The 24,292-nt window shown below is 72.3% G+C and carries 22 protein-coding genes; 13 read left to right on the forward strand and 9 right to left on the reverse strand.

Annotated elements, in window-relative coordinates:
• Positions 1-144: 144 nt before the first annotated feature.
• Genes Dfulv_RS43815 through Dfulv_RS43845 form a run of 7 tightly spaced genes read left to right on the forward strand, consistent with a single transcriptional unit; the run spans position 145 to position 8,729 of the window.
• Complete coding sequence (locus tag Dfulv_RS43815) at positions 145-1,980, forward strand: Wzz/FepE/Etk N-terminal domain-containing protein (protein WP_259859716.1); 1,836 nt, start codon at positions 145-147, stop codon at positions 1,978-1,980.
• The gene (locus Dfulv_RS43820) at positions 1,977-3,356 is read left to right on the forward strand and encodes an O-antigen ligase family protein (protein WP_259859717.1); all 1,380 of its coding nucleotides are present in this window, start codon (positions 1,977-1,979) and stop codon (positions 3,354-3,356) included. The genes Dfulv_RS43815 and Dfulv_RS43820 overlap by 4 nt, the downstream gene beginning before the upstream one ends.
• Entirely contained in the window at positions 3,353-4,561 is a 1,209-nt protein-coding gene (locus Dfulv_RS43825; protein WP_259859719.1) for a hypothetical protein, read from the forward strand. The genes Dfulv_RS43820 and Dfulv_RS43825 overlap by 4 nt, the downstream gene beginning before the upstream one ends.
• A gap of 2 nt (positions 4,562-4,563) precedes the next feature.
• Positions 4,564-5,430, forward strand: coding sequence for a sulfotransferase domain-containing protein (locus Dfulv_RS43830; protein WP_259859720.1), 867 nt, complete (start codon positions 4,564-4,566; stop codon positions 5,428-5,430).
• The gene (locus Dfulv_RS43835) at positions 5,427-6,902 is read left to right on the forward strand and encodes a lipopolysaccharide biosynthesis protein (protein WP_259859721.1); all 1,476 of its coding nucleotides are present in this window, start codon (positions 5,427-5,429) and stop codon (positions 6,900-6,902) included. Before Dfulv_RS43830 ends, Dfulv_RS43835 begins: the two co-directional genes overlap by 4 nt.
• Positions 6,899-7,645, forward strand: a complete 747-nt coding sequence (locus Dfulv_RS43840) for a methyltransferase domain-containing protein (RefSeq protein ID WP_259859722.1) — start codon at positions 6,899-6,901, stop codon at positions 7,643-7,645. The genes Dfulv_RS43835 and Dfulv_RS43840 overlap by 4 nt, the downstream gene beginning before the upstream one ends.
• A 16-nt stretch (positions 7,646-7,661) precedes the next feature.
• On the forward strand, positions 7,662-8,729 hold the full coding sequence (locus Dfulv_RS43845; protein ID WP_259859723.1) for a glycoside hydrolase family 26 protein: 1,068 nt from the start codon (positions 7,662-7,664) through the stop codon (positions 8,727-8,729).
• A gap of 111 nt (positions 8,730-8,840) precedes the next feature.
• Here Dfulv_RS43845 and Dfulv_RS43850 read toward each other — a convergent pair whose 3' ends face one another.
• Complete coding sequence (locus Dfulv_RS43850) at positions 8,841-9,650, reverse strand: WecB/TagA/CpsF family glycosyltransferase (protein WP_259859724.1); 810 nt, start codon at positions 9,648-9,650, stop codon at positions 8,841-8,843.
• Positions 9,651-9,729: 79 nt separating this feature from the next.
• Between Dfulv_RS43850 and Dfulv_RS43855 the strand changes: the two genes are divergently transcribed.
• On the forward strand, positions 9,730-10,653 hold the full coding sequence (locus tag Dfulv_RS43855) for a sulfotransferase family protein (protein ID WP_259859725.1): 924 nt from the start codon (positions 9,730-9,732) through the stop codon (positions 10,651-10,653).
• On the forward strand, positions 10,650-11,576 hold the full coding sequence (locus tag Dfulv_RS43860) for a glycosyltransferase family 2 protein (RefSeq protein ID WP_259859726.1): 927 nt from the start codon (positions 10,650-10,652) through the stop codon (positions 11,574-11,576). The genes Dfulv_RS43855 and Dfulv_RS43860 overlap by 4 nt, the downstream gene beginning before the upstream one ends.
• A 96-nt stretch (positions 11,577-11,672) precedes the next feature.
• Here Dfulv_RS43860 and Dfulv_RS43865 read toward each other — a convergent pair whose 3' ends face one another.
• Together Dfulv_RS43865 and Dfulv_RS43870 are read right to left on the reverse strand one after the other, a co-directional pair.
• Positions 11,673-12,890 carry an NADP-dependent isocitrate dehydrogenase gene (locus Dfulv_RS43865; protein ID WP_259859727.1) on the reverse strand — a complete coding sequence of 406 codons (1,218 nt, stop codon included), beginning with the start codon at positions 12,888-12,890 and terminating at the stop codon, positions 11,673-11,675.
• 55 nt (positions 12,891-12,945) lie between these two features.
• Positions 12,946-13,356, reverse strand: a complete 411-nt coding sequence (locus Dfulv_RS43870) for a hypothetical protein (protein WP_259859728.1) — start codon at positions 13,354-13,356, stop codon at positions 12,946-12,948.
• Positions 13,357-13,392: 36 nt separating this feature from the next.
• Between Dfulv_RS43870 and Dfulv_RS43875 the strand changes: the two genes are divergently transcribed.
• Together Dfulv_RS43875 and Dfulv_RS43880 are read left to right on the forward strand one after the other, a co-directional pair.
• The gene (locus Dfulv_RS43875; protein WP_259859729.1) at positions 13,393-13,986 is read left to right on the forward strand and encodes a CGNR zinc finger domain-containing protein; all 594 of its coding nucleotides are present in this window, start codon (positions 13,393-13,395) and stop codon (positions 13,984-13,986) included.
• A 21-nt stretch (positions 13,987-14,007) separates the two neighbouring features.
• Positions 14,008-15,567: a PQQ-like beta-propeller repeat protein gene (locus tag Dfulv_RS43880; RefSeq protein ID WP_259859730.1), complete on the forward strand. Its 1,560-nt coding sequence runs from the start codon at positions 14,008-14,010 to the stop codon at positions 15,565-15,567.
• Between the two features lie 440 nt (positions 15,568-16,007).
• On the opposite strand, the gene Dfulv_RS43885 is transcribed toward Dfulv_RS43880, so the two are convergent.
• Entirely contained in the window at positions 16,008-16,874 is an 867-nt protein-coding gene (locus Dfulv_RS43885; RefSeq protein WP_259859731.1) for a bifunctional methylenetetrahydrofolate dehydrogenase/methenyltetrahydrofolate cyclohydrolase, read from the reverse strand.
• A gap of 30 nt (positions 16,875-16,904) precedes the next feature.
• Here Dfulv_RS43885 and Dfulv_RS43890 point away from each other — a divergent pair, with 30 nt between their 5' ends.
• Positions 16,905-17,831: a serine hydrolase gene (locus Dfulv_RS43890; RefSeq protein WP_259859732.1), complete on the forward strand. Its 927-nt coding sequence runs from the start codon at positions 16,905-16,907 to the stop codon at positions 17,829-17,831.
• 25 nt (positions 17,832-17,856) lie between these two features.
• Here Dfulv_RS43890 and purH read toward each other — a convergent pair whose 3' ends face one another.
• A complete protein-coding gene (gene purH, locus Dfulv_RS43895; protein WP_259859733.1) occupies positions 17,857-19,389 on the reverse strand; it encodes a bifunctional phosphoribosylaminoimidazolecarboxamide formyltransferase/IMP cyclohydrolase in 1,533 nt (510 codons plus the stop codon).
• Entirely contained in the window at positions 19,382-19,996 is a 615-nt protein-coding gene (gene purN, locus Dfulv_RS43900; protein WP_259859734.1) for a phosphoribosylglycinamide formyltransferase, read from the reverse strand. The genes purH and purN overlap by 8 nt, the downstream gene beginning before the upstream one ends.
• A 196-nt stretch (positions 19,997-20,192) precedes the next feature.
• Here purN and Dfulv_RS43905 point away from each other — a divergent pair, with 196 nt between their 5' ends.
• Complete coding sequence (locus Dfulv_RS43905; RefSeq protein WP_406567883.1) at positions 20,193-20,771, forward strand: DUF4190 domain-containing protein; 579 nt, start codon at positions 20,193-20,195, stop codon at positions 20,769-20,771.
• A 49-nt stretch (positions 20,772-20,820) separates the two neighbouring features.
• Here Dfulv_RS43905 and Dfulv_RS43910 read toward each other — a convergent pair whose 3' ends face one another.
• From Dfulv_RS43910 to sucC, 3 genes are all read right to left on the reverse strand, one after another.
• Positions 20,821-22,122, reverse strand: coding sequence for a cell division protein PerM (locus Dfulv_RS43910; protein ID WP_259859735.1), 1,302 nt, complete (start codon positions 22,120-22,122; stop codon positions 20,821-20,823).
• A gap of 72 nt (positions 22,123-22,194) precedes the next feature.
• Positions 22,195-23,082: a succinate--CoA ligase subunit alpha gene (gene sucD, locus Dfulv_RS43915; RefSeq protein WP_259869388.1), complete on the reverse strand. Its 888-nt coding sequence runs from the start codon at positions 23,080-23,082 to the stop codon at positions 22,195-22,197.
• Positions 23,083-23,086: 4 nt separating this feature from the next.
• Positions 23,087-24,262, reverse strand: coding sequence for an ADP-forming succinate--CoA ligase subunit beta (gene sucC / locus Dfulv_RS43920; RefSeq protein ID WP_259859736.1), 1,176 nt, complete (start codon positions 24,260-24,262; stop codon positions 23,087-23,089).
• Between the last annotated feature and the right edge of the window lie 30 nt (positions 24,263-24,292).

Raw genomic sequence — 24,292 nt, forward strand, 5'->3', positions numbered from 1 at the left:
GCCCCACCCCCGCGTCGGCGGGGAGATCCGGCCGGCGGACTCCTGCGCGCTGAACCGGGCGAATCTGGCGAAACAGCCCATCACGTCACAGCGACTCACGGCGTTAGCCCCTGGAGAACCTGACGCCGAAGGGGCCGCCGCTTCATGGACGCCAACCGCCCGCACTCCGCCGAATCCGACAGCCCAGGCGTCGACCTGCTCGGCATGGCCCGGCGCCATTGGTGGCTGGTGCTCATCCTGATGGTCGCCGGCGTCGCCGGGGCGGCGCAGTTCACCTCGATGCAGACCAAGGTCTACGAGTCGGCGACGTCGGTGCTGGTCTCGCCGATCGGCAACGGTCAGGACGCGAACTCGACCAGCGGTCGCACCAAGGGTGACATCAACCTCGACAACGAGGCCCAGCTGGTCACCTCCACCACCGTCGCGACCGACGCCGCCGCCCTGATGCGCTCGACGCTCCCGCCGGACGTCCTTGTCGGGAACGTGCGGGTGGAGGTACCGCCGAACACCACGTTCCTCGTCATCACGTACTCCGCCGGGGACCCCGGCGTCGCCCAGGCCGGGTCGCACGCGTTCGCCGAGGCATACCTGCGCAACCGCGAGGAGTCCGCGAAGGCCGAGGTCGCCGCCCGCATCGCGATCCTCAACGACAAGATCAGCCAGCTCAACGCCGGTCTCACGCAGATCAACAACAAGCTCGCGACCCTGCGCCCGAACGACCCGAACCGGCCCAACCTGGAGAGCCAGCGCAGCACGGCCACCTCGCAGATCAACACGCTCGCCGGCCAGCTCAACCAGCTGCTTACCACCACGGTCAGCGCGGGCAAGATCACCCGCGACGCCGACCTGCCGTCGAGCCCGGCCAAGCCCAACCGGCTGCTCAACCTCGCCAGCGGCGCGATGATCGGCCTGCTGCTCGGCGTCGGCGCGGCGATGCTCCGCGAGCGCCTCGACCAGCGGGTCCGCCGCGCCGGGGACCTGCCCCGCCGGGTCGACGTGGCGGTGCTCGCGGCGATTCCCGGCCGGGTGAAGCCCCGCCTCGACGACGTCTTCGCGCCGTTCGGCGCCGGGGGACGGATCTTCAACCGGCTCCGCAACGAGGTGCTCGCCAGCATCCCGGCGCCGGCCGGGGGCGACGCGCGGGTCGCGCTCGCCGGTCAGGTGGTCGTCGTCGCGGGCGCCAGCCGCGGTGCCGTGTCGACCGTGGTCGCGGCGAACCTGGCCGCGGCGTTCGCCCGTACCGGCGCCGAAACGGTCCTCGTCTGCGCACACCTGCCCGACAGCCTCGTCGACACCGCCTCGATCAACCGCATGCTCGGCGTGCGCGCCGTTCCCGGCCTGTCCGACGTGCTCGCCGGACGGTTCTCGCTGAGCAGCGCCACCCAGCGCGCCCCGCGGCACCCGAACCTGAGCGTCGTCACCACGGGCGGCACCGCGAGCGCAGGCGGGCTGCTCCAGTCGCAGGCCCTCCGGGACACGCTCGCCACGCTGCGCGAGCGGGCCGCGTACGTGGTCGTCGAGGCGCCGTCGACGGCGACCAGCGCCGACGCGCAGAGCCTGGCGAGCCTCGCCGACGCCGCCATCGTCGCGGTGGAACTGCGCCGCACCCGCAACACCGAGATCGTCGACGCCGCCGACCAGCTGCGCCGGGTCGGCACGCCGCTGCTCGGCGCGGTCGTGCTGCCGCGGCTGTCCGCACCGCGTGCCGGTGACGAGCGGGAACAGGCGCCCGAGGAGCCGACGGTCGCCGACGACATGACGACGGTGCTGGAAAAGCTGCCGCCGAAGGAGAAGGTCCCGGCGAAAAAGGACGAGGAGCCGGTCGTCACCAAGCGGCACCGGGCCACGCCGGCCACGCCGTCGTCGCCCGCGCCGTCGCCCACCGTCCCGGTGCCGCCGAAGCGCCAGAACCGCACGTTCTCGATCACCCGCATCCCGACCGAGACGCCCAGCGAGAACGGCGCCGACAAGCGGCGATGACCCTCACCACGCACCCCTCAGCCGCCGCCGACGCGCTGCCGGCGAGGCCCCGGACCCGGGTCGCCCGCCGGCTGCGCGCCTGGCCGCTCACCGCCGTCCTGCTGCTCTACCCGCTGTGGTGGGCGCTCGGCCTCGGTGTCCTCATCTTCTTCATCGCCGCGGTACCGATGCTGTTCGCACTCGTGCGGCACCGCGCCTCCGGGCAGGTCGTCAAGCTGCCGCCCGCGTTCCTGCTGTGGCTGCTGTTCCTGGCGACCGTCCTCTTCGGACTGTTCACGCTGGGCGCCGACCCGGTCGGCACCGTGCCGGGCACCGCGGCCAGCCGCCTGGTGTCGTACGGGTTCCGCCTCGGCGGTTACGTCGCGCTCACCGTCCTGCTGGTCTACGCCGGCAACGTCGACCGCCGGGAACTGTCCCAGCAGAAGCTGGTCCGACTGCTCGCCTGGCTGTTCACCGTCACCGTCGCCGGCGGGCTGCTCGGCATGCTGGCGCCGCGCTTCGAGTTCACCGCCCCGATCGAGCTGCTGCTCCCGGGCCACGTGCGCGCCGACGGCTTCGTGCAGTCGCTCGTGCACCCGACCGCCGCACAGATCATGAACCTGCTCGGCGGCGAAACGCCCCGCCCGGGCGCGCCGTGGGGCTACACGAACACCTGGGGCAACAACGCCTGCCTGCTCGTCGGCTGGCTGTTCGTCGCCGGCTTCTGCTTCGCGAAGTCCCGCCGCACCAAGGTGTTCGCGGGCGTCACGCTGGTCGTCGCGATGGCACCGATCGTGTACTCGCTGAACCGGGGCCTGTGGATCGGCCTCGGCGTGATGGCGGTGTACGTCGCGGTCCGTCTGGCGATGCGCGGCAGGCTCGCCGCACTCGGCGCCATCGGGATCGCGGCCGCCGCGGTGGCGGTCGCCGTCGTCACCACCCCGCTCGGTGACGTCGTCACCGCCCGGCTGGAGGACGGCAAGTCCAACGGCGTGCGCATGTACACCACCGAGAAGGCGGTCACCGGCATGCTCGAGTCGCCGCTGATCGGCTTCGGCTCGACCCGCACGACGATCGGCGGGCGCAACTCGATCGCCGTCGGCGAGAGCCCGACCTGCGGCCGCTGCGGCAACTTCACCGTCGGCGGCAACGGCCAGCTGTGGCAGCTGCTCTTCGCGCACGGCATCCTCGGCACCGCCACCTACCTCGGCTTTTTCGTCGTGGCGCTGTGGCGGTTCCGGCGCGACGCGACCCCGGCCGGGCTGGCCGCGTCCGCCGCGATCGTGTCCAGCTTCGCGGCGATGTTCTGGTACAACGCGCTCGTCACCCCGCTGGCCATGACGTTCCTCGCGTATGCCGTCCTGTGGCGCAACCAGCAGAGGGGTATCCCGCAATGAGTCCACTCAAGACCGCTCCGGCCGCGCTGCAGGTCGACGACGAACAGCTCCGGGCCCAGTACATCCAGGAGGTGCTCGGCCTGCTGTACCCCGGCTCCGGCGCCGGCTCGGTGGAGTACCTCGTCATTCCCAACGCCCGCAAGCCGCGCCTGCTGGTGCCCGCCGACGACCGGCGGCTCGCCGCGGCCGCGGTGCGCCGGTACGCCGAGCCGCAGTCCCGCCTGGCGAAGCTCAAGCGTGACGCGGTCGTGGCCGCGCTGCGGACCGGCATGTCGGGCCTGCTGCTGCGCGACCGGCTGCGCCTGCGCCCCTCCGCCGACACCATCGACACGTACCTGCGCGACGCCCTCGGCGAGCAGCTGCGCCTCAGCGTCCACATCGGGCCGGCCCGGGCGAACCGCAAGCCGGTCCTGCAGCTGCTCGCCGCCGACGGCCGGACGCTCGCGTTCGCGAAGCTCGGCACGTCGGCGCTGACCCGCACGCTGGTGCGGGCCGAGGGCCACGCGCTCACCGCGGTCGGCACCGCCCCGCTGACCGCGCTGCGGGTCCCGGAGGTGTTGCACGCCGGGCGCTGGGGCGAGCACGAGGTGCTCGTCCAGTCGGCGCTGCCGGTCTGGCAGCCCCGGGTGCCGCTGACCGCGCCCCGCCTGGCCGCCGCCATGCGCGAGGTCGCCGTCTGCTGCGGCACCAGCCACGGCACGCTCGACGGCAGCGGCTACTGGACCCGGCTGCGGGCGCGGCTGGAGGCGGTCGCCGGCAACCCCGAAGGAGCCGTGCTGCGCGCCGCCGCGGAGCGGATCGCGGCGACGGCGGGCGGCACCGACCTCACGTTCGGCTCCTGGCACGGCGACTGGTCCCCGTGGAACATGGCGAGCCTCGCCGACACGATCCTGGTCTGGGACTGGGAACGGTTCACGCCGGGCGTCCCGACCGGCTTCGACGCGCTGCACCACGCGTTGCAGGTCGGCATCTCCCGAGCCCCGTCGGCCGGGCAGGCGGTCAACGACCTCATCGGCGCCGCGCCCGAGCTGCTGCTGCCGTTCGGCGTGGTGCACCGGCAGGCGGTCGAGGTGACCGCGCTGCTGTACCTCATCGACCTGGCCACCCGATACGTCACCGACCGGCAGGCGGAGGCCGGCGCCCGGCTGGGTGTCCTCGGCAGCTGGCTGCTGCCCGTCCTCGTCGCGCGAGTGGAGGCGCTGTAACCATGCCCGTGCAGGTACCCGAGACGATGAAACGCATCGTCCACTTCGGATCCCGCAACTACGGCCGGCTCACCGCCGGCCGGCGGATGCTCCCGTCGTTCCTCATCTGCGGCGGTCAGCGCTGTGGCACCACGTCGCTCTACCGGGCCCTCGCCGCGCACCCCGCCGTCATCAAGGCGGTGCTGCACAAGGGCGTGCATTACTTCGACGTCGGCTACCACCGCGGGCTGCGCTGGTACCGCGGCCATTTCCCGCTGCAGCGCCGCGCCGAACGGGTGCGCGCCGAGTTCGGCGTGCCCGCGCAGACGTTCGAGTCGAGCCCGTACTACATGTACCACCCGCACGCCCTGGCCCGGATCGCCCGCGACCTGCCGGACGTCAAGCTTGTCGTGCTCGTCCGCGACCCCGTCGAGCGCGCCTACTCGCAGCACGCGCACGAGGTGGCCCGCGGCTTCGAGACCGAGGTCGACTTCGGGCGGGCGCTGCAGCTCGAGGAGTCACGCCTGGACGGCGAGCGCGAGCGGCTGCTCGCCGACCCGTTCTCCTACAGCTTCGCCCACCAGCACCACGCGTACCGGGCCCGCGGCGAGTACATCGAGTACCTCGAGCCGATGGCCGAGCTGCTCGGCCGCGACCGGGTACACGTCGTGGACAGCAGCCTGTTCTTCACCCGGCCGGAGCCCGTCTACGACGCCGTCGTCGACTTCCTCGGGCTGCCCGGCACCGGCTTCTACCCGCCGTTCGAGCGGCACAACGCCCGCCCGCGCAACCGGCTCGACGACTCGATCGCCTCGATGCTGGCCGACCACTACCGGCCGTACGACGAGCGCCTCGCGGCGTGGCTCGGGCACCGGCCGTCATGGATGTGACCGCCACACTCGAGCGGCCCGCCCTGGAGTCGCCGAAGGGCATGCTCCGGGGCGCGGTCCGCGGTGGTGTCGCCAACCTGGCCGGCACGGTCTGCACCGGGCTCGCCGGCGTGGGCGTCACCTGGCTCGCCGCGCGGGCGCTCGACCCGCAGACGGCGGGCGCGTTCTTCGCCGCCACGGCCACCTTCGGCCTCGGCGTCACGGTCGCGAAGCTCGGCATGCAGACCTCGCTGGTCTACTGGCCGGCCCGGATGCGCGCCACGGGCGACCTGTCCCGGCTCGGCGAGTGCCTGCGGGTCGCACTCGGCCCGGTGGCCGCGGCGGGCCTGGTCATCGCGGCGGGCCTGTGGTTCGCGGCGGATCTGCTGCCCGGTCGTGCCGATCTGGTACGGGCCCTGGCGGTCTTCCTGCCGGTGGCGGCGCTGAGCGACGGGGTGCTCGCCGCCACCCGCGGCCTGCGTGTGATGCGCCCGACGGTCCTGCTGGACCGGGTCCTCCGCCCGGCGACCCAGCTCCTGCTGCTGGCGCTCGTCTGGGCCGTCGGCTGGGGGCCGGACGTCTTCGCCGCGCTGTGGGCGCTGCCGTACGTCCCGGTCGCGCTCCTTGCCGGCCTGGCGCTGGGCCGGGTGCGCTCGACGGTGACCGTGCCGGACCACGGCGAGCCGACGGACTTCACGCCGCGGCGGTTCTGGGGCTTCACCGCGCCGCGGGCGGTCGCGAGCCTCGCACAGATGGCCCTGCAGCGGCTCGACGTGCTGCTCGTCGCCGCCCTCGCGGGTCTCGCGCCGGCCGCGATGTACGCCGTCGCCGGCCGGTTCATGATCCTCGGCCAGTTCGTCAATCAGGGCGTTTCGCAGTCGGTGCAGCCGCGCCTCGCCGAGCGGCTGGCCGTCCGGGACACCGCCGGCGCCAACCTGCTCTACCGGCAGGCGACCGCCTGGGTCGTGCTCGCCGCCTGGCCGCTGTACCTGCTCGTGTTCACCTACGCCCCGCTGTACCTGGGTTTCTTCGGCGAGCACTACGAGGACGGCGTCCGGATCACCCGCCTGCTCGCCGCCACGATGCTCGTGGCCACGGCCTGCGGGATGGTCGACATGGTCCTCGCCATGGCCGGGCGCACCTGGTGGAACCTCGCCAACGTCGGGCTGGCCCTGGTCGTGATGCTCGGCGTCGACGTGCTGCTGATCCCCCGCAGCGGCGCCTTCGGCGCGGCCGTCGGGCTGTGCGCGGCGGTGCTCGTCAACAACCTCGTCCCGCTCGCGCAGGTGGTGCGGGGACTGGGGCTGCACCCGTTCGGCCGGGCCACGCTGCTGGCGTGTGCCCTGGCGGCGGGGTGTTTCGCCGTACCGCAGCTCGTGCTGCTGCCGGTGCACGGCCTGGTCTTCAAGATTGCCGCCACCGGGGCGGGCATCGCGGCGTACGGCTACGCGGTGATGCGGTTCAGAACAGTTCTGATGCAGGGGGGACGATGAGAACCGACTACGCGGAGGTCTTCCAGTCGGACGCGGCGGTCGACAAGTACGAGCGGGTCGTCTACGCGCCGGAGACGTACTCGACGGCCGTGAGCATGCGCCAGCGCGCGTTCCTGCGGCGGCTGGTGCGGCGGGAGTTCACGGCGCGGCGGCCGATCCAGCACGACTTCGCGTGCGGCACCGGACGGGCCATCAAGCTGCTGCACGGTGTCGTGCGGGCCGCACACGGCTACGACGTGTCGGCGCAGATGCTCGCGAAGGCCAGGGAGGCCGGCGTCTACGCCAAGCTGCACCAGGTCGCCGAGGACGGTCCGGTGCCCGAGCCGGCCACCACGGACGGCCCGGCGCTGGTGACGGTCTTCCGGCTGCTGCTCAACGCGCCGAGGGACGTGCGGGACCGGGCGATCGCGTTCGCCGCGCAGATCCTGCCCGAGGCCGAGTCGGGGCTGCTCGTCGTGGAGAACCACGGCAACCGCTCGTCGCTGCGCCACCTGCGGCACCGGCGCAACCGGGGCAACAACTGGTTCGCCGAACTGCACCACGCCGAGGTCGAGCAGTTGCTGGCACGGCACGGCTTCGAGGTGGTCGACCGGCGCGGCTTCGCGGTCTTCCCGCCGGGTGCCTACCGGCGTGACTGGCTGCGCCCGGTGGCCCGGCGGGCCGACGACCTCGCGACCCGCTCCAGCCACCTCTCGGCGGTGGCCACCGACGTGCTGTACGTCGCCCGGCGCATACCGAAGTGACCCCGAAGGGGAGCGCATGAAGCGGAGCGTGCTGACCCTTGCCGTGGTGGCCGCCGTCGTCGCGGCCGCCACGGCGGTCACCCTGAGCGTGATGTCCACGAAGGACGGGCCCGCGCCCCGGCCGTCACCGGCCCCCGACGCCGTCGGTCCATCGGCGATCGCGACGTCGAAGGGGCCGTTCCAGGCCGGTCCGGTCGGGCCGCCGGCCGAGGGCTCGTACCTCGGTGCGTGGGTGCGACCGGAGCGGCTCACGGAGTCGGGCCGGCTCGCGGCCATGACGACGTGGGAGGAGACGCTCGGGCGCCAGATGGCGATCGTCAACACGTACCGCCGCTTCGACGAGAACTTCATCAACGCCTCCGACCGCTCGTTCGTCGACCGGGGCACCACGCTGATGCTGTCCTGGGCCGGCGGTGACACGCGGCTCATCACGATGGGCCGCTACGACGACCTGATCCGCGAGCGCGCCCGCGAGCTCAAGGCGTTCGGGCGGCCGGTGCTGATGCGGTACCGCTGGGAGATGGACCGGCCGAACCTGCGCGCCCAGATGTGGTCGGGCGCCGACTACATCGCGGCCTGGCGGCACGTGCGCGCCATCTTCACGGCCGAGGGCGCGACGAACGCGTCCTGGGTGTGGTGCCCGACGGCGGAGGGCTTCACCGGCGGGTACGCACCGGAGTTCTACCCCGGCGACGACGTCGTGGACTGGACGTGCGTCGACGTGTACGCCGGGTCGAAGTTCGGCAGCATGGGCACGCTGCTGCGGCCGTTCCTGGAGTTCTGCGCCGAGCACCCGACGAAGCCGGTGATGATCGGCGAGTTCGGCGTGGCCCGCACGTGGGGCAGCGAGCAGCGGGCGTCCTGGCTGCGCGACGCCTCGGCGACGTTCAAGGCCAACCCGCAGATCCGGGCGGTGCTGTACTTCGAGTCGGACCCGACGGACAACAAGGGTCCGACGCAGCAGTTCCAGGTGTCGAACGACCCGGTGGTGTTCTCGGCGTTCCGCTCGGCGCTGGCCCAGGACGCGCACTACACCCCGATGCCCCCGACGTCAGCGGCGGCGAAGCGGAAGCGGCAGAAGTAGTTCGCACAGGTCAACCTCTTGCCCGGGAGCACCTGTACCGTCCGAGCGGCATTCCCCACCGGAATACCGCGCGGGCGGTACATCCTTTTCCACACGGCCGGTCGAACCGCGTCAGGCGCGGTGGGCGGGGCGGCGGGTCAGGCGGTGGTGCAGCGACCGCGCCAGGAGCGCGGCGGCGAACGGGGCGTCCTCGCGCAGATAGCGGCGGGCCAGCCGGTGCGGTTCACGGGCCAGCCGGTCCAGCCACTCCAGGCCCGCCTTCTGCAGCACCGGCCGTGCCCGCCGGACGTCACCGGCGACGAAGTTCACCGCCGCGCCGCAGCCCAGGAACCAGGTCTCCGGCAGGTCGGCCCGCAGCCGGGCGATCAGGTGCTCCTGCCGCGGGAAGCCCAGCCCGACGTACACCATGTCCGGGCGGCGCTCGACGACACTCGTGCAGGCGTCGGCCAGCCTCGCGGGATCGCGGTCGAAGCCGAACGGCGGGCAGAGCGTGCCGGCCACCCGGAGCCCGGGGCACGCCTCGGCCAGCCGCTCGGCGGCCCGTTGCGCGCCGTCCGCGACACCGTCGGCCGCGGGAGCGCCGCCCAGCACGAAGACGCTCCGCCCGGCCGCCGCCAGGCCGCGCGACAGCGACCAGATCAGGTCCGATCCGGCCACGCGGGCCGGGAGTGAGCGGCCGGCCAGGCGGGCGGCCCACACCAGCGGGGCGCCGTCGGCCACAGCCAGGTCGGCCGCCCGCAGGTGGGCCAGCAGCGCCGGGTCGCGGGAGACCTGGCGGAGGATGTCGACGTTCGGGGTGACGATCCAGCCGCCCCGCCCCTCGTCGAGCGCCCGCAGGACGTGCGCGACGACCTCGGGTTCGGTCAACGGGTCGATGGCCAGGCCGCCAACGGGGACGCGCCGGGTGTAGCTGCGCAGCATCGTTCGTCCGCAATTCATCGTTAGAGCTACCAGAAACCAGCAGAGCTGGCATATCTACCAAAACGACCAAGGAGGACGCTTGGTACGCGTTCTGTTCCTCGGCGGCCTCGGCCGCAGCGGCACCACGCTGCTCGAACGCCTCCTCGGCGAACTGCCGGGCGTCTGTCCGCTGGGCGAGGTCGTGCACCTGTGGGAGCGCGACATCGCCGGCGACGAGCGCTGCGCGTGCGGCAAGCGCTTCTCCGACTGCGACTTCTGGCACGCCGTGGGCGAGAAGGCGTTCGGCGGCTGGCACCACGTCGACGTGTGGCGGGTTCTGGCGCTGCGGCACGCCGTCGAGCGCACGCGGTACATCCCGCGCCTCGCGAGCGTCCGGATGACCGCCGCGCAGCGGCTGCTCGTCGAGGAGTACGCCGACTGGTACGCCCGGCTGTACGAGGCGGCCGCGGCCGTCTCCGGCGCCGAAGTGCTCGTCGACTCCTCGAAACACGCGGCGCTGGCCTACTGCCTGCGGTTCGCCCCCGACATCGACCTGCGGGTCGTGCACATGGTGCGGGACAGCCGGGGCGTCGCGTACTCGTGGACAAAAAAGGTGTCCCGGCCGGAGACGGACGGGGCCGCCGAGATGACGCGCTACTCCCCCAGCCGCTCCGCCCTGCTCTGGAACGCCCACAACACCGCGTTCTCCGTGCTGCACCACTGCGGGGTGCCGGTGAAGCGGGTGCGGTACGAGGAACTGCTCGAACAGCCGGAGGAGACGCTGCGCGACCTCGCCGGGTTCGCCGGCCTGCCGGCCACCGACGTCTCGTTCCTCAACGACGGCACCGCCGAGCTGGGACCGTGCCACAGCGCCGCCGGGAACCCGATGCGGTTCAAGGTCGGCGCGGTGCCCCTGCGCCGCGACGACGCCTGGCGGACCGCGCTGCCGGTGCGCCAGCGGCGGGTCGTGAGCGCCCTGACGGCCCCCTTGCTCAGCGCGTACGGCTACCGGGGCGAGCGATGAGCACCGCCGCGCACTGGCCGAGCGTCGGCATCGTCGTACCCACCCGCAACCGTCCTGGCCTGCTGGCACGCGCCGTCGCGGGCATCGTCGCGCAGGACTACCCCGGGCCGGTGCGCACCATCGTGGTCTTCGACCAGCACGACCCCGACGTGGCGCTGTGCCGGGGCGGGGAACGACCGCTCGACGTGCTGCCCAACCTGCGCAGGCCGGGGCTCGCCGGGGCGCGCAACACCGGCATCGTGGCCCTGGACACCGACCTGGTCGCGTTCTGCGACGACGACGACGTGTGGGTGCCGACGAAGCTGCGCCGGCAGGTTCACGCGATGCAGCAGCGGCCGCAGGCGGAGTTCTGCACGTCGGCGATCGAGGTGGAGTTCGGCGACCGGCTCAACACCCGCCTCGCCGGCGCCTCCCTGGTCGGCCTCGACGACCTGGTCCGGTCGCGGATGTCGATGCTGCACTCCTCGACGTTCCTGGTCCGCCGCTCGGCGTTCGCCGAGGACGAGATGGGCCTGGTCGCCGAGGACGCGCCGGGCAGCCAGAACGAGGACTGGGACCTGCTGCTGCGGGCGGCGAAGCGCGGCGAGATCGTCCACGTCGACGAGCCGCTCGTGCGCGTGCTGTGGGGCCGGACGTCGATGTTCGCCTACGAGTACGCCACCAAGATGACCTCGCTGCGCTGGATGATGGCGCGGCACCCGGAGATCGCCGGCTCCGGCACCGGCGCTGGGCGCGTCTACGGCCAGCTGGCCTGCTGGTCCGCCGCGAGCGGCAACCGCCGCGACGCCTGGCGATGGACCAAGGCGGCGGTCCGCTCCAACTGGCGCGAACCGCGCGCGGCCATCGCGCTGGCCGCCGTGACCGGCGTCGTGAAGGTCGAGCGTGTGCTCGGGGCCCTCCACCGGAGGGGCCACGGGATCTGAAGTCCTCACATGAGGGCACTCGCGCGGCCCCCGAGTGGTCGCTCTGAAAAGCCGCCGGCCCCGCACCATTGTGTGGTGCGGGGCCGGCGTCTCGGATCAGGCTGCCAGTCGCTTCGACAGGTTCTGGTCCAGCGCGTTCATGAACTCGTCGGTGGTGAGCCACGGCGCGTCGCGGGAGATGAGGAGGGCGAGGTCCTTGGTCATCTGACCGCTCTCGACGGTGTCGATGCAGACCTGCTCGAGGGTGTCGGCGAAGTTGGTGACCTCGGGGGTGCCGTCGACCTTGCCCCGGTGCGCCAGGCCCCGCGTCCACGCGAAGATCGAGGCGATCGGGTTGGTCGAGGTCTTCTCGCCCTTCTGCCACTGCCGGTAGTGCCGGGTGACGGTGCCGTGCGCGGCCTCGGCCTCGACGGTCTTGCCGTCGGGGGTCATGAGGACGCTGGTCATCAGGCCGAGCGAGCCGAAGCCCTGCGCGACGGTGTCGGACTGCACGTCGCCGTCGTAGTTCTTGGCGGCCCAGACGAAGCCGCCCTCCCACTTCAGCGCGGCAGCGACCATGTCGTCGATGAGCCGGTGCTCGTAGGTGATGCCGGCCTTGGCGAACTCGTCCTTGAACTCGGTCTCGAAGACCTCGGCGAACAGGTCCTTGAACCGGCCGTCGTACGCCTTCAGGATCGTGTTCTTGGTCGACAGGTAGACCGGGTAGCCGCGGTCGAGGCCATAGCGGAACGACGCGCGGGCGAAGTCACGGATCGAGTCGTCGAAGTTGTACATCCCCATGGCGACGCCGCCGCCGGGGAAGTCGGCGATCTCGAACTCCATCGGCGCGCCGCCGTCGGCCGGGGTGTAGGTGACGGTGACCTTGCCCGGGCCGGGCACGACGAAGTCGGTGGCCTTGTACTGGTCGCCGTGGGCGTGACGGCCGATGATGATGGGCTTGGTCCAGCCGGGGACGAGCCGCGGCACGTTGGACATGATGATCGGCTCGCGGAAGACGACGCCGCCGAGGATGTTGCGGATCGTGCCGTTGGGCGACCGCCACATCTTCTTGAGCTTGAACTCTTCGACGCGGGCCTCGTCGGGGGTGATCGTGGCGCACTTGACACCCACGCCGTGCTGCTTGATGGCGTTGGCGGCGTCGACGGTGACCTGGTCGTCGGTCTGGTCCCGGTATTCGATCGACAGGTCGTAGTACTTCAGGTCGACGTCGAGGTAGGGCAGGATCAGCTGCTCGCGGATCTGCTTCCAGATGATGCGGGTCATCTCGTCGCCGTCAAGCTCGACGACAGGGTTCTGTACCTTGATCTTCGCCATCGGCCGGGCGCTCCTCTCGCGTCTGCTGCCTAGCAGTACGAGCGTACTGGATTGCTCAGCTTGTCAACACGCCGACCCCCAGGCTCGCAACCCCCACAGCGAGCGATACCGCACCGATCCAGACCAGGACGATCGCCCCGTTGGGCCGGTGCACGTCCTTGCCGGCGGACGAGGCGAAGAAGCCGCCGGGCATGAGGATCGCCGCCGCGAGGACGCAGATCCGGGCCAGCCAGCCGAGCAGCCCGTCGAGGCGCGCGAGGTCGGCGTAGAGGATGCCGACCAGACCGAGGGTGACCAGGACGCCGGCGTGGGCGTGCCCGGCGCGGGCAAAAGCCTGCTGGAAGGGCGTCATCGGCACCGCACCGCGGACGATCCGGGTGAGGAACCAGCCCCCGACCTCGATCGTGACGATCGACAGCAGGGCGATGCCGGCCAGGATGCGGCCGGCGTCGGTGAACTCGAACATGCCAACTCCCCGTCACTATCTAGATAAGCTATGACGGTGACGATAGACGATTCCAGCATCACTGGTCAAGGCGAGATCGACAGTTACGTTTCGGCGCACGTCGAACTCTGCCTCACCCTGATCAACGACCTGGCCATCGCGGCACGGCAGGGCCGGGGGGCGGGCGGGATGGGCGCCGCGTTCACCGCTCTCGCCGGTTCGCCGTGGCTGCGCGGCTACGACCTGTCGTCCGCCGACGTCGACCTGCTGGCCGTGGTGGCCGGGCGGCTCCGCGAGGCCGTCGACGCCTGCCTCGCCGGCGACCTGCACGCGGCGGCGCAGGTCCTCAACAGCGTCCTGGCCGACCACGGCGCCGTCCCCAACCTGCACGCCGAGCCGCACGGCCTGCCGCGGCTCGCCTTCCACGCCGCGACCGCGTCGATCGTCGACGCCTGGGCCGCCGAGTCCGCCGCCAGCCTGGCGCTGCTGGTGGACACCCGGCAGACGCACCGACTCGGGCAGTGCTCCGCCGACGCCTGCGACGCGTACTTCCTCGACGCCACGAAAAACGGCTCCCGCCGGTTCTGCTCCCTCGGGTGCCAGAACCGCGCGAAGTCGGCGGCATACCGCCGCCGGTCGAAATTGTCGTAGGCATTGTGCATCCTGTTGCTCGTGAATCCCGTCGTCCGCCTGTGCGGGCTCGCCGTCCTGGCCCTCGGCACCGTCGCCACCGTGGTCGGCCTGGTGCTGCCCTGGACACTCGCCGACAACCGCCACCCCGACCTCGTGACGATCGCCGGCATCGCGTTTCTCGGCCCGCTGCTGAGCGGGTTGTGCCTGGCCTACGGCCGCACGGATCCGCGGCGGTTCCGGCTGATCGCCGGCGTGGCCGCCGTCGCCGGCATCGCCGCGGCGCTGATCGCCGTCGGGCTCGTCCGGCTGGTGTCGCCCGCCGTCGGGGTGGCCGTGGGCGGCCCGCTCACCGTCGCCGGGGCGGTGTGCGCGGCCCTCGGCTGGGTGCTGCTGGCGGCCGGCCGGCCCGGCCTGCCGCCGCTGACCGAGCCGCGACCCTGGCTCGTGGCGGGCCTCGCCGCCGCGCTGCTGATCGTCGGGGCCGGGTTCGCGATCGACTGGGCCCGGGAGGGGCGGTTCGTCGACGCCACGATCGCCGGCAAGCCGCCGGCCGGCCGGGACGGGGGCTGGCCGCGGTCCTATGCCGGGACGCAGCTCGTCGGGGTCCACGGCGGCGTGGCGATCGTGCGGGGCGCCGACGGCATCCGCGCGATCTGGCTGGACAGCGGCGAGACGGCCTGGCGCTACCTGCGCTCCGACCTGCCCGGCGAGGCGGCCGGGCTGGTCGACGGTGCGGTGGTCGCGGTGTTCGGCACCGTCGACGGCATCCTGGTGACCGGGCTCGACGCGGCGACGGGCCAGGAGCGGTTCTCCCGGAGGTATGCGTCCGGAAAGATCGCGACGGTGCGCGCCGCGGGGCAGATCGCCGTGGTGTCGAGCGCCGGCGTCGGCGCGGGCGACCTGCTCGGCATCAACGCGCGCGACGGCTCGCTGCGGTGGCGCTGGACCCCGGCCCGCAACGGCGGCCCCTGCGACGTCACCGACCTGGCGGCCACCGCCGAGACGGTCGCGGTGGCGATGCGCTGCCGCGCCGAGGGTGTCGACGACATGGCGGTCGGGCTGACCGCCTCCGGCGCCGAGGAGCGCTGGTCGTGGCACGCGATCCAGCGCACCAACCCGGAGCTCAGGGTGTTCGCCTCCGAGAACGGCTTCGTGACGGTGACCGGCGTGCCGCACCGCGCGGTCTACATGGACGCGGTGACCGGCTCGGTCGGCGCCCGCCACGACGCCGCAGGCGCCTTGGCCGTCCCGTCGGGCACGACGCTGATCTACGCCGAGCCCAGCGGGGACCGGGCCCACCTGACGGCGGTCGACATGCGCACCGGCGGCGTGAAGTGGGAGGTGGGCCTGCCCGGCCTGGGCTCCTACCAGCCGGTGGCCGGCGCAGCGGCCGACGGCCACGCCTACGTGCTGTGGCGCTCCCCGGACGGCGCTCTCCGCCTGATCGGCGCGGACTCCGAGAACGGCGCCGCGACCGACGACCGCCGGATCTCCTGCACCACCCGCTGCCCGGAGACGTCGGTGTCCACAGCCTCCGGCCGCGCCGTGGTGGCCACCCGCGAGGAGAAGTCCACAACCCTGTCCCTGACCGCCACCTGATCGCTCCCTCGGCCCACCGCCCATGACGATGGGGACCGTCCGGACGCCGAGGCCGCGCCGCCAGAAACCCGGCCACTCCTTGATCGAGGGAAAGTTCGTGTCGCCCTGGCGACCAGAAGGTTCCCTCGATCAAGGACGCGTCGTCTGGTTCGATCGGCGGCGGCCGACCGGCAGCCAGGATCACCAACGGGCCGCACCGAGGCCACCCCACCGACCCGGCGCGACGGGCCACAAGCGCTCAACGCCGGCTGCCTGACCTGGCGCGGGCACCTGCGACACAAACGGCGATCTCCACGGGCGCTGAGCAGGAGCAGCGCGCAGGAGGGCCGCCACGAGCAACGCCCAGCGCGGACGGCCGCCCAGCTGAGCAGCGCGGCACGATCATGCGAGTCGAAACCGGGACGGCGGCCGTGAACGCACCGCAGCCGGAACAGCAATCCCTACGGGACGGCGCGCTCGGCCAACTCCACCACGTTGGTCAGGAGCATGGCCCTCGTCATCGGGCCTACGCCGCCCGGCATCGGGGCCAGGTAACCGGCGACCTCGGCCACGTCCGGGGCCACGTCGCCCACCAGCCTTGCCTTGCCGTCCTCGCCCTCGACGCGGGTCACGCCCACGTCCAGCACCGCGGCGCCGGGCTTCACCATGTCCTTCGTCAGCAGGCCCGCCGAGCCGGCCGCCACGATCACGATGTCGGCGTTGCGGGTGTGTGCCGCCAGGTCGCGGGTGCCGGTATGGCACAGCGTGACCGTGGCGTTCTCGCTCTTGCGGGTGAGGATGAGGCCCAGCGGGCGGCCCGCCGTCGTGCCGCGGCCGATGGCGGTCACCTCGGCGCCGTTGGTCGGGATGCCGTACCGGTGCAGCAGGTGGATGATCCCGTTGGGCGTGCACGGCAGCGGCGCCGGGATGTTGAGCACCAGGCGTCCGAGATTCGTCGGGTGCAGGCCGTCGGCGTCCTTGTCGGGGTCGATGAGCTGGAGGATCCGCTGCTCGTCGAGGCCCTTCGGCAGGGGCAGCTGCACGATGTACCCGGTGCAGGCCGGATCCTCGTTCAGCTCCTGAACCGCGGCCTCCACCTCGGCCTGGGTGGCCGTCGCCGGCAGGTCACGACGGATCGACGCGATGCCGACCTCGGCGCAGTCGCGGTGCTTGCCCGCAACGTATGCCCGCGAGCCCGGATCGTCGCCCACCAGGATCGTGCCGAGGCCGGGGACCACGCCCCGGTTCGAGAGGGCCTTCACCCTGCCGCGGAGCTCGTCCTTGATCGCCGTCGCGGTGGCCTTGCCGTCGAGAATCGTCGCCGTCACAAAATCGATCCTGCCACTAGAGTCTCGGGGATGTCCGTGCGGCGCGGTGTTGTCGTCCTCCTCACCCTCGTCACCCTTTCGGCCTGCGGCGGGGGTGGCACACCCGGCGCCGCGCCCGCGCCGTCCCCGAGCCCGTCGGCCGGCGTCACGGCGGAGCCGGCGTCCGCGGCACCGACAACAGGGCCCTCAGCCGCACCCTCGAACAGACCGTCGAGCGCCGCGGCGAACCGCCAGGCACAGGCCAAGGCGTTCGTCGAGCGGCAGCCCGGCACCATCGGCCTGGTCGTCCGGGACCGTACGACCGGCACCGTCTGGCGGGCCGGCAAGACCCAGGCCACCACCTGGACCGCCTCGACGATCAAGCTCGCCATCGCCACCGACCTGCTCGAGCGCCACCGGCAGGGGCAGATCACGCTCGACCGCACCGACCGCGCCAACCTCGACAAGGCCCTGATCAGCTCGGACAACGACGCCGCCACCGCGCTCTGGAACCGCTACGACGGCCCCGGCATGCTCGACCGGTTCCGCTCCCGGTTCGGCATGGGCGGCCTGGCGGTGGTGCAGGGCTACGACGCCTTCTGGCGCCACCTGCGGTGCAGCGCCGAGGATCTGGAACACCTGATGTCGTACGTGCTGGAGAAGCTGCACGCCGAGGACCGCGCGTATCTGGTGACGACCCTGCGCAAGGTGGCCGGCAACCAGCGCTGGGGCGTCTGGGCGGCCGGCCCGGCGCTCAAGCCGGGCAACAAGGACGGCTGGGCCGAGAAGCCGGTCAACGGCCGGACCGTCTGGGTGACGCACACCGTCGGCTTCGCCGGCGACAACGAGCGCTACGTCGTGGCCGCCCTCTACGAGCAGCCCGCGGGTGGCTCGCTGGCGAAGGGCGCCCATGCGGTCAGCGACGCCATCGCGACGTACTTCGGCGCGAAGGTCCCCGCCCCGGTCACGTTGCCGTAGCCGGAGACGGGGACCTCGGCAGCCACTAGTGGTAGAAGTGCCGGGTGCCGGTGAGGTACATCGTCACGCCGGCTTCGCGCGCCGCCGTGATCACGTCCTCGTCCCGGATCGAGCCGCCCGGCTGGACGATCGCCTTGACGCCCGCGGCGATGAGCTCCTTGGGGCCGTCGGCGAACGGGAAGAACGCGTCGGAGGCCGCCACCGAGCCGGCCGCCCGGTCACCGGCGCGCGAGACCGCGAGCCGGACCGAGTCGACCCGGTTGACCTGCCCCATGCCGACGCCGACCGTGGCGCCGTCGGAGGCCAGGAGGATGGCGTTGGACTTCACCGCCCGCACCGCGCGCCAGGCGAACGCCAGGTCGCGCAACGTCTCCGCGTCGGCGGGCTCGCCGGTGACCAGCTTCCAGCCGGCCGGGTCGTCGCCGTCGGCGTCGATCCGGTCCGCGGACTGGACCAGCACGCCGCCGGAGACCTGCCGCGACTCGAACGGCGCGGGCTGCCAGGCCGGGGCCCGCAGGACCCGCAGGTTCTTCTTCGCGGTGAGCAGTCCGACGGCGCCGTCCTCGTAGGCCGGCGCGACGACAACCTCGGTGAAGATCTCGCTGATCTGCTTGGCGAGGTCGACGGTGACCGGTGCGTTGACGGCGATCACGCCGCCGTACGCGCTGACCGGGTCGCACGCGTGCGCCTTGCGGTGCGCCTCGGCCACGTCGCCGCCGATCGCGATGCCGCACGGGTTGGCGTGCTTGATGATCGCGACGCAGGGCTCGGCGAAGTCGTGCGCGGCGCGCCAGGCGGCGTCGGCGTCGACGTAGTTGTTGTAGGACATCTCCTTGCCGCCGAGCTGCTCGGCCTGGGCGAGACCGGGTGCGGCGGCGGGGTCGACGTACAGCGCGGCGGCCTGGTGCGGGTTCTCGCCGTAGCGCAGGGTCGCGGCACGGCGCAGCGCGGTCCCGGCGAAGTCGGCGGTGTCACGGGCGAACCAGGACGCCACGGCGACGTCGTACTCGGCGATGTGGGCGAACGCCTGCGCGGCCAGGGCGCGCCGCTCGTCCAGCGTGAACCCGCCGTCGGTCAGCGCGGCCAGTGCCGCCGGATATGACTCGGGCGAGGTCACCACGGCGACACTCGGGAAGTTCTTCGCCGCGGCGCGGACCATCGCCGGTCCGCCGATGTCGATCTGCTCGACGCACTCGTCGTCGGAGGCGCCGGAGGCGACCGTCTCGGTGAACGGGTAGAGGTTCGACACGAGCAGCTCGAACGGCTCGATGCCGAGCTCCGCGAGCTGCGCGGCGTGCGCCTCCAGCCGCAGGTCGGCGAGCAGGCCGGCGTGCACCTTCGGGTGGAGGGTCTTCACCCGGCCGTCGAGCGTCTCCGGGAAGCCGGTGAGCTGCTCGACCTTGGTGACCGGCAGGCCGGCCGCCTCGATGCGGGCCGCCGTGGAGCCGGTGGAGACCAGCTCGACCCCGGCACCGGCCAGGGCACGGGCGAGGTCCTCGAGTCCGGTCTTGTCGTAGACGCTGATGAGCGCGCGCCTGATGGGACGGCGGTTAGCCACGGCCCAGCCTGACCTTTCGTTCGTTGACGGTCCAGCCTTCGCGCGCCATCCGCCCGACGGTGTCGACCAGCTGGCGGCGCTCGGCAACTTTGATCCGTTCCAGGAGCGTGTCCTCGGTGTCGTCGTCGAGGACCGGCACCGCGACCTGCGCGATGATCGCCCCGGTGTCGACGCCGCTGTCGACGAAGTGCACCGTGGCACCAGCGAGCTTCACGCCGTAGGCGAGTGCGTCGCGCGGGCCGTGCATACCCGGGAACGCCGGGAGTAACGCATTGTGCGTGTTGATGTACCGCCCCTCGAAGGCGGCCAGGAACCGCGGCCCGACGAGCTTGAGGAAGCCGGCCGAGACGATCAGGTCCGGCTCGTAGCCGGCGCAGGCCTCGGTGAGCGCCGCGTCCCACGCGTCGCGGTCCGGGTAGTCCCGCACCCGCGCCACGAACGTCGGGACGTCGTGCTTGGCCGCGCGGGCCAGTCCCTCGACGTCCGGGCGGTCGGCGCCGACGGCCACGACCGTGGCCCCGTAGGCGGGGTCGTCGGAGGCATCGAGCAGCGCCTGTAAGTTGGAGCCGGAGCCGGACACGAGCACGACAAGCCGAACGGTCACCACAAAACTCTATCGACAGGGTCGGCGCAGCTCAGCGCCGGGCTGGCAGACATTTGGCACAAAAACTGGCAATAGCCCTTCCGCCCCTGCGAAGATTTGATCCTGACCAGTACGCTGCCGAAGTTCTGTATCCCCTCGGGACTACCCTGGTGCGGACCACCACCAGCAAGAGTTGTCCCCAGCCTTAGGAGCCATCGCAATGGGCTACCCACCATCGGGCCAGGATCCCTACGGGCAGCAGCCCAACCAGGATCCCTACGGTCAGCCCCAGTACGGGCAGCAGCCGCAGTACGGGCAGCCGCAGCAGCCGTCCTACCAGGACCCGTATGCGCAGCCGCAGCAGCCCGCCTACCAGGACCCCTACGCGCAGCCGCAGCAGCCGGCCTACCAGGACCCGTACGCGCAGCAGCCGCCGGTTTCCGGCTCGCCGTACCCCACCTCGGGCGGCGCGTACCCCGGCCCGACCTCGGGCGGCGCCTACCCGGGCGGCGGCTACGGCGCGCCGGCGCAGCCGCAGAACACGCTCGGCCTCGTCGGCATGATTCTGGGCATCGCCGCGATCCCGCTGCTGTGCTGCTTCTCGATCGGCCTCCCGCTGGGTATCGCGGCGGTCGTCGTGAGCTACCTCGCACTCAACAAGGTCAAGCAGGGCCTCGCCACCAACCGCAGCCAGGCCATGGCCGGTCTCATCTGCGGCGCCGTGGCGGTTGTCCTCTGGGTCGTGTTCCTGATCCTGTCGCTGGCGCTCAACTTCAGCACGGGCTACTCCGGCCTGTAAGCAGCGACTTGGCCTGAGCAGGCCGCAGCAGGAGCGCGGGTGGCGTTTGCTACCCGCGCTCCTTCTTTGCGCGCAGTGCGAGCTTCGTCGCCGTCGTGGCGAGCAGCGTGCCGATCGACGTCATGAGCATCGCCACGAAGCCCACCGCACCCGAGTGCGGGCCCACGTCGGCGAGCCCTTCCCCGCCGATCGAGCCGCTCGCCGCCACCGAGACCAGGGCGAGCAGGACACCGGTGACCGGACCGGCCAGCGCTGCCCCGCCGAGCAGCGCGACCCAGCCCCGTTCCGCGCCGTCCCGCAGCGTGCGGCGGGCGAGCAGCCACCCCGCGATCAGCGCCGCCGCGAGGGGCAGGCCCAGCAGGAGCGGCGCCCAGCCGGTCGCCGGGGTCGTCGGCAGCCCGGCCAGCAGCGGTACCGCGGGCAGCGGCCCGACCGACACCTCCGCCGCGCTGATCGAGGTCTCCGTGCCGATCTGGAAGCCGGGCCCGACCACGTAGCTGGCGGCCCAGGTGGCCACGTTCGGGGCGAAGAACGCGCAGACGACCACGAGCCCGACCTGCCCCGCGATGCCGGTGTGGTAGTCGTCGATGATCTGGCTCGCGTCGCCGCCGCTGAACGCCACCGCCATGCCGGTCACGGCGGCCCCGGCGCCGAGGATCAGCAGCGCGGTGACGGCGCCGGTGCGGGTCGCGTCACGCAGCACCGCCGGCATCCTGACGGCGAGGCGGGCTACGCCACGCGCCTCGGTGAACGCCCCCAGCGCACCGGCCAGCAGGCCGAACACGGCCAGTGTGAGGCCGGCTCGCACGACGGAGACGTCGACGCCCTTGTGGCCGGCGATCGTGGCGGCGAGGGCGCCGCACAGGCCGTACACGACCCCGATCGAAAGCGCGGCACGGAGCGCGGGCCAGGGCGACCACCGTGCGTTGCGCGGCCTTGCCCTGGCTCCGATGGCGCGAGCGGTGTGGACGCCCGCGCGGCTGACCCGCCACACCGCCACGGCGGTGAGGCCGAGCGGGGCGAGGCTGATGGGCCCGAGGCCGGTCTGGAGCGGCACCCAGTGCGCCAGCAGCCAGCCGGCCAGCCCGAGGCGCAACACCTGGCCGGCCGGGGCACCCGAGCTGTCGACGGCGTGCAGCAGCCAGACGACGACGAGGGTCGGGACGAGCGACACGAGAGCCGCCCACAGCGTCGTGACCGTGGCGGCGAGCGCGAGCGGGGCACGGCGGGCCGGACGGCGGGCGGGGCCCTTGCCCCGCGCCGGCCGCCGCTGGATCGGCAGGCGTACGGTCTCCCGGTCCTCGAGCCGGGTCTGCGCCCCGTCCTCCGGTTCCTCAGGGGTGGTCGGCATCGCTCTTACTGTGTCAAAGACCGGACGGCCGGTCACTCACCCCGGCCGTCCGAATCCGTCGTTCTTTCGCGCTCAGAGCGCGTTGACGAGAGCGCGCATCAGGTTCGCGGTCTCGGTCGGCGTCTTGCCGACACGCACACCGACCGCTTCGAGCGCCAGTTTCTTCGCGTCGGCGGTGCCCGCCGAGCCGGAGATGATCGCACCGGCGTGGCCCATGGTCTTGCCGGGCGGCGCAGTGAAGCCGGCGATGTAGCCGACGACCGGCTTGCGCACGTTGGACCTGATGAAGTCCGCGGCCCGCTCCTCGGCGTCGCCGCCGATCTCGCCGATCATGACGATCGCGGCGGTCTCGGGGTCGGCCTCGAACGCGGCGAGCGCATCGATGTGCGTCGTGCCGATGACCGGGTCACCGCCGATGCCGATGCAGGTCGAGAAGCCGATGTCACGAAGTTCGTACATCATCTGGTACGTCAACGTGCCCGACTTGCTGACCAGACCGATCTTGCCCGGGCCGGTGATGTCGGCCGGGATGATGCCGGCGTTGGACTTGCCGGGGCTCGCGATGCCGGGGCAGTTCGGCCCGATGATGCGGGTCTTGTTGCCGGTCGCCTGCGCGTGCGCCCAGAACGCGGCGGTGTCGTGCACCGGCACGCCCTCGGTGATGACCACGGCGAGCGGGATCTGCGCGTCGATCGCCTCGACTGCGGCCGACTTGGTGCCGGCCGGCGGGACGAAGATCACGGTGGTGTCGGCGCCGGTCTGCTCCATCGCCTCGGCGACGCTCGCGAAGACCGGGAGCTTGGTGCCGTCGAAGTCGACCTGCTGGCCGGCCTTGCGCGGGTTGACACCACCGACCACGTCAGTGCCTGCGGCGAGCATGCGCCTGGTGTGCTTGGAGCCCTCGGCGCCGGTCATGCCCTGGACGATGACCTTGCTGGACTCGGTCAGCCATACCGCCATGGTCCTACACCCCACTCGCTGCGAGCTCGGCGGCGCGACGGGCCGCACCATCCATCGTGTCGACCCGCTCGATGAGCGGGTTGGCGGCCTCGTCGAGGATCCGGCGCCCCTCCTCGGCGTTGTTGCCGTCGAGGCGGACCACCAGCGGCTTGGCGACTTCCTCGCCGCGGTCCTTGAGCAGCTGCAGGGCCTGCACGATGCCGTTGGCGACCGCGTCGCAGGCGGTGATGCCGCCGAAGACGTTGACGAAGACGCTCTTCACGTCGGGGTCGCCGAGCACGATCTCCAGGCCGTTGGCCATGACCTGCGCGCTCGCGCCGCCGCCGATGTCGAGGAAGTTGGCCGGCTTGCTGCCGAGACCCTCGCCGGCGTAGGCCACCACGTCGAGGGTCGACATGACCAGGCCGGCACCGTTGCCGATGATGCCGACGTTGCCGTCGAGCTTCACGTAGTTGAGGTTCTTCTCCTTGGCCGCCTGCTCCAGCGGGTCGACCGCGGCCTTGTCCTCGAGCGCCTCGTGCTCGGGCTGGCGGAAGTCGGCGTTCGCGTCGAGCGTGACCTTGGCGTCGAGGCACAGGACGGTGCCGTCGGCGGTCTTCGCGAGCGGGTTGACCTCAACCAGCGTGGCGTCCTCGGCGACGAACGCCTGCCACAGCTTGACCGCGATGTCGACGACCTGGTCGGCGACCTCGGCCGGGAACTGAGCCCGCTCGACGATCCGGCGCGCGGTCGCCTCGTCGACGCCCTTCACCGCGTCGATCGCGACCTTGGCGACCTTCTCCGGCGCGTCGTGGGCGACGGTCTCGATCTCCATGCCGCCCGCGACACTGGCGATGCACAGGAACGTGCGGTTCGCGCGGTCGAGCAGGTAGGAGAAGTAGTACTCCTCGGCGATGTCGGCCGTGGTGGTCACCATGACCTTGTGGACCGTGTGGCCCTTGATGTCCATGCCGAGGATGTCGGTGGCGCGCGCGGTCGCCTCGTCGGCGCCCTCGGCCAGCTTGACGCCGCCGGCCTTGCCGCGGCCGCCGACCTTCACCTGAGCTTTGATGACAACCCGCCCGCCGAGCTCCTCGGCGATCGCCCGGGCCTCTTCAGGGGTCTCGGCGACACCGCCGCCCAGCACGGGGAGCCCGTGCTTGGCGAAGAGGGCGCGCCCCTGGTACTCGTACAGGTCCACAGTGGTCCCGATCCGTCAACCGTGCCGCCT

The sequence above is a fragment of the Dactylosporangium fulvum genome (genome assembly GCF_025137375.1).
GTDB classification, from domain to species: domain Bacteria; phylum Actinomycetota; class Actinomycetes; order Mycobacteriales; family Micromonosporaceae; genus Dactylosporangium; species Dactylosporangium fulvum.

Bases quoted from the DNA above. Each gene is read 5' to 3' on its own strand.
- Dfulv_RS43910 (WP_259859735.1), bottom strand. From the start codon at position 22,122: ATGCCGACCACCCCTGAGGAACCGGAGGACGGGGCGCAGACCCGGCTC.
- Dfulv_RS43830 (WP_259859720.1), top strand. From the start codon at position 4,564: ATGCCCGTGCAGGTACCCGAGACGATGAAACGCATCGTCCACTTCGGA.
- Dfulv_RS43905 (WP_406567883.1), top strand. From the start codon at position 20,193: ATGGGCTACCCACCATCGGGCCAGGATCCCTACGGGCAGCAGCCCAAC.
- Dfulv_RS43850 (WP_259859724.1), bottom strand. From the start codon at position 9,650: ATGCTGCGCAGCTACACCCGGCGCGTCCCCGTTGGCGGCCTGGCCATC.
- Dfulv_RS43825 (WP_259859719.1), top strand. From the start codon at position 3,353: ATGAGTCCACTCAAGACCGCTCCGGCCGCGCTGCAGGTCGACGACGAA.
- Dfulv_RS43870 (WP_259859728.1), bottom strand. From the start codon at position 13,356: ATGTTCGAGTTCACCGACGCCGGCCGCATCCTGGCCGGCATCGCCCTG.
- Dfulv_RS43840 (WP_259859722.1), top strand. From the start codon at position 6,899: ATGAGAACCGACTACGCGGAGGTCTTCCAGTCGGACGCGGCGGTCGAC.
- Dfulv_RS43860 (WP_259859726.1), top strand. From the start codon at position 10,650: ATGAGCACCGCCGCGCACTGGCCGAGCGTCGGCATCGTCGTACCCACC.
- Dfulv_RS43890 (WP_259859732.1), top strand. From the start codon at position 16,905: ATGTCCGTGCGGCGCGGTGTTGTCGTCCTCCTCACCCTCGTCACCCTT.
- Dfulv_RS43820 (WP_259859717.1), top strand. From the start codon at position 1,977: ATGACCCTCACCACGCACCCCTCAGCCGCCGCCGACGCGCTGCCGGCG.
- sucD (WP_259869388.1), bottom strand. From the start codon at position 23,082: ATGGCGGTATGGCTGACCGAGTCCAGCAAGGTCATCGTCCAGGGCATG.
- Dfulv_RS43865 (WP_259859727.1), bottom strand. From the start codon at position 12,890: ATGGCGAAGATCAAGGTACAGAACCCTGTCGTCGAGCTTGACGGCGAC.
- Dfulv_RS43845 (WP_259859723.1), top strand. From the start codon at position 7,662: ATGAAGCGGAGCGTGCTGACCCTTGCCGTGGTGGCCGCCGTCGTCGCG.
- Dfulv_RS43815 (WP_259859716.1), top strand. From the start codon at position 145: ATGGACGCCAACCGCCCGCACTCCGCCGAATCCGACAGCCCAGGCGTC.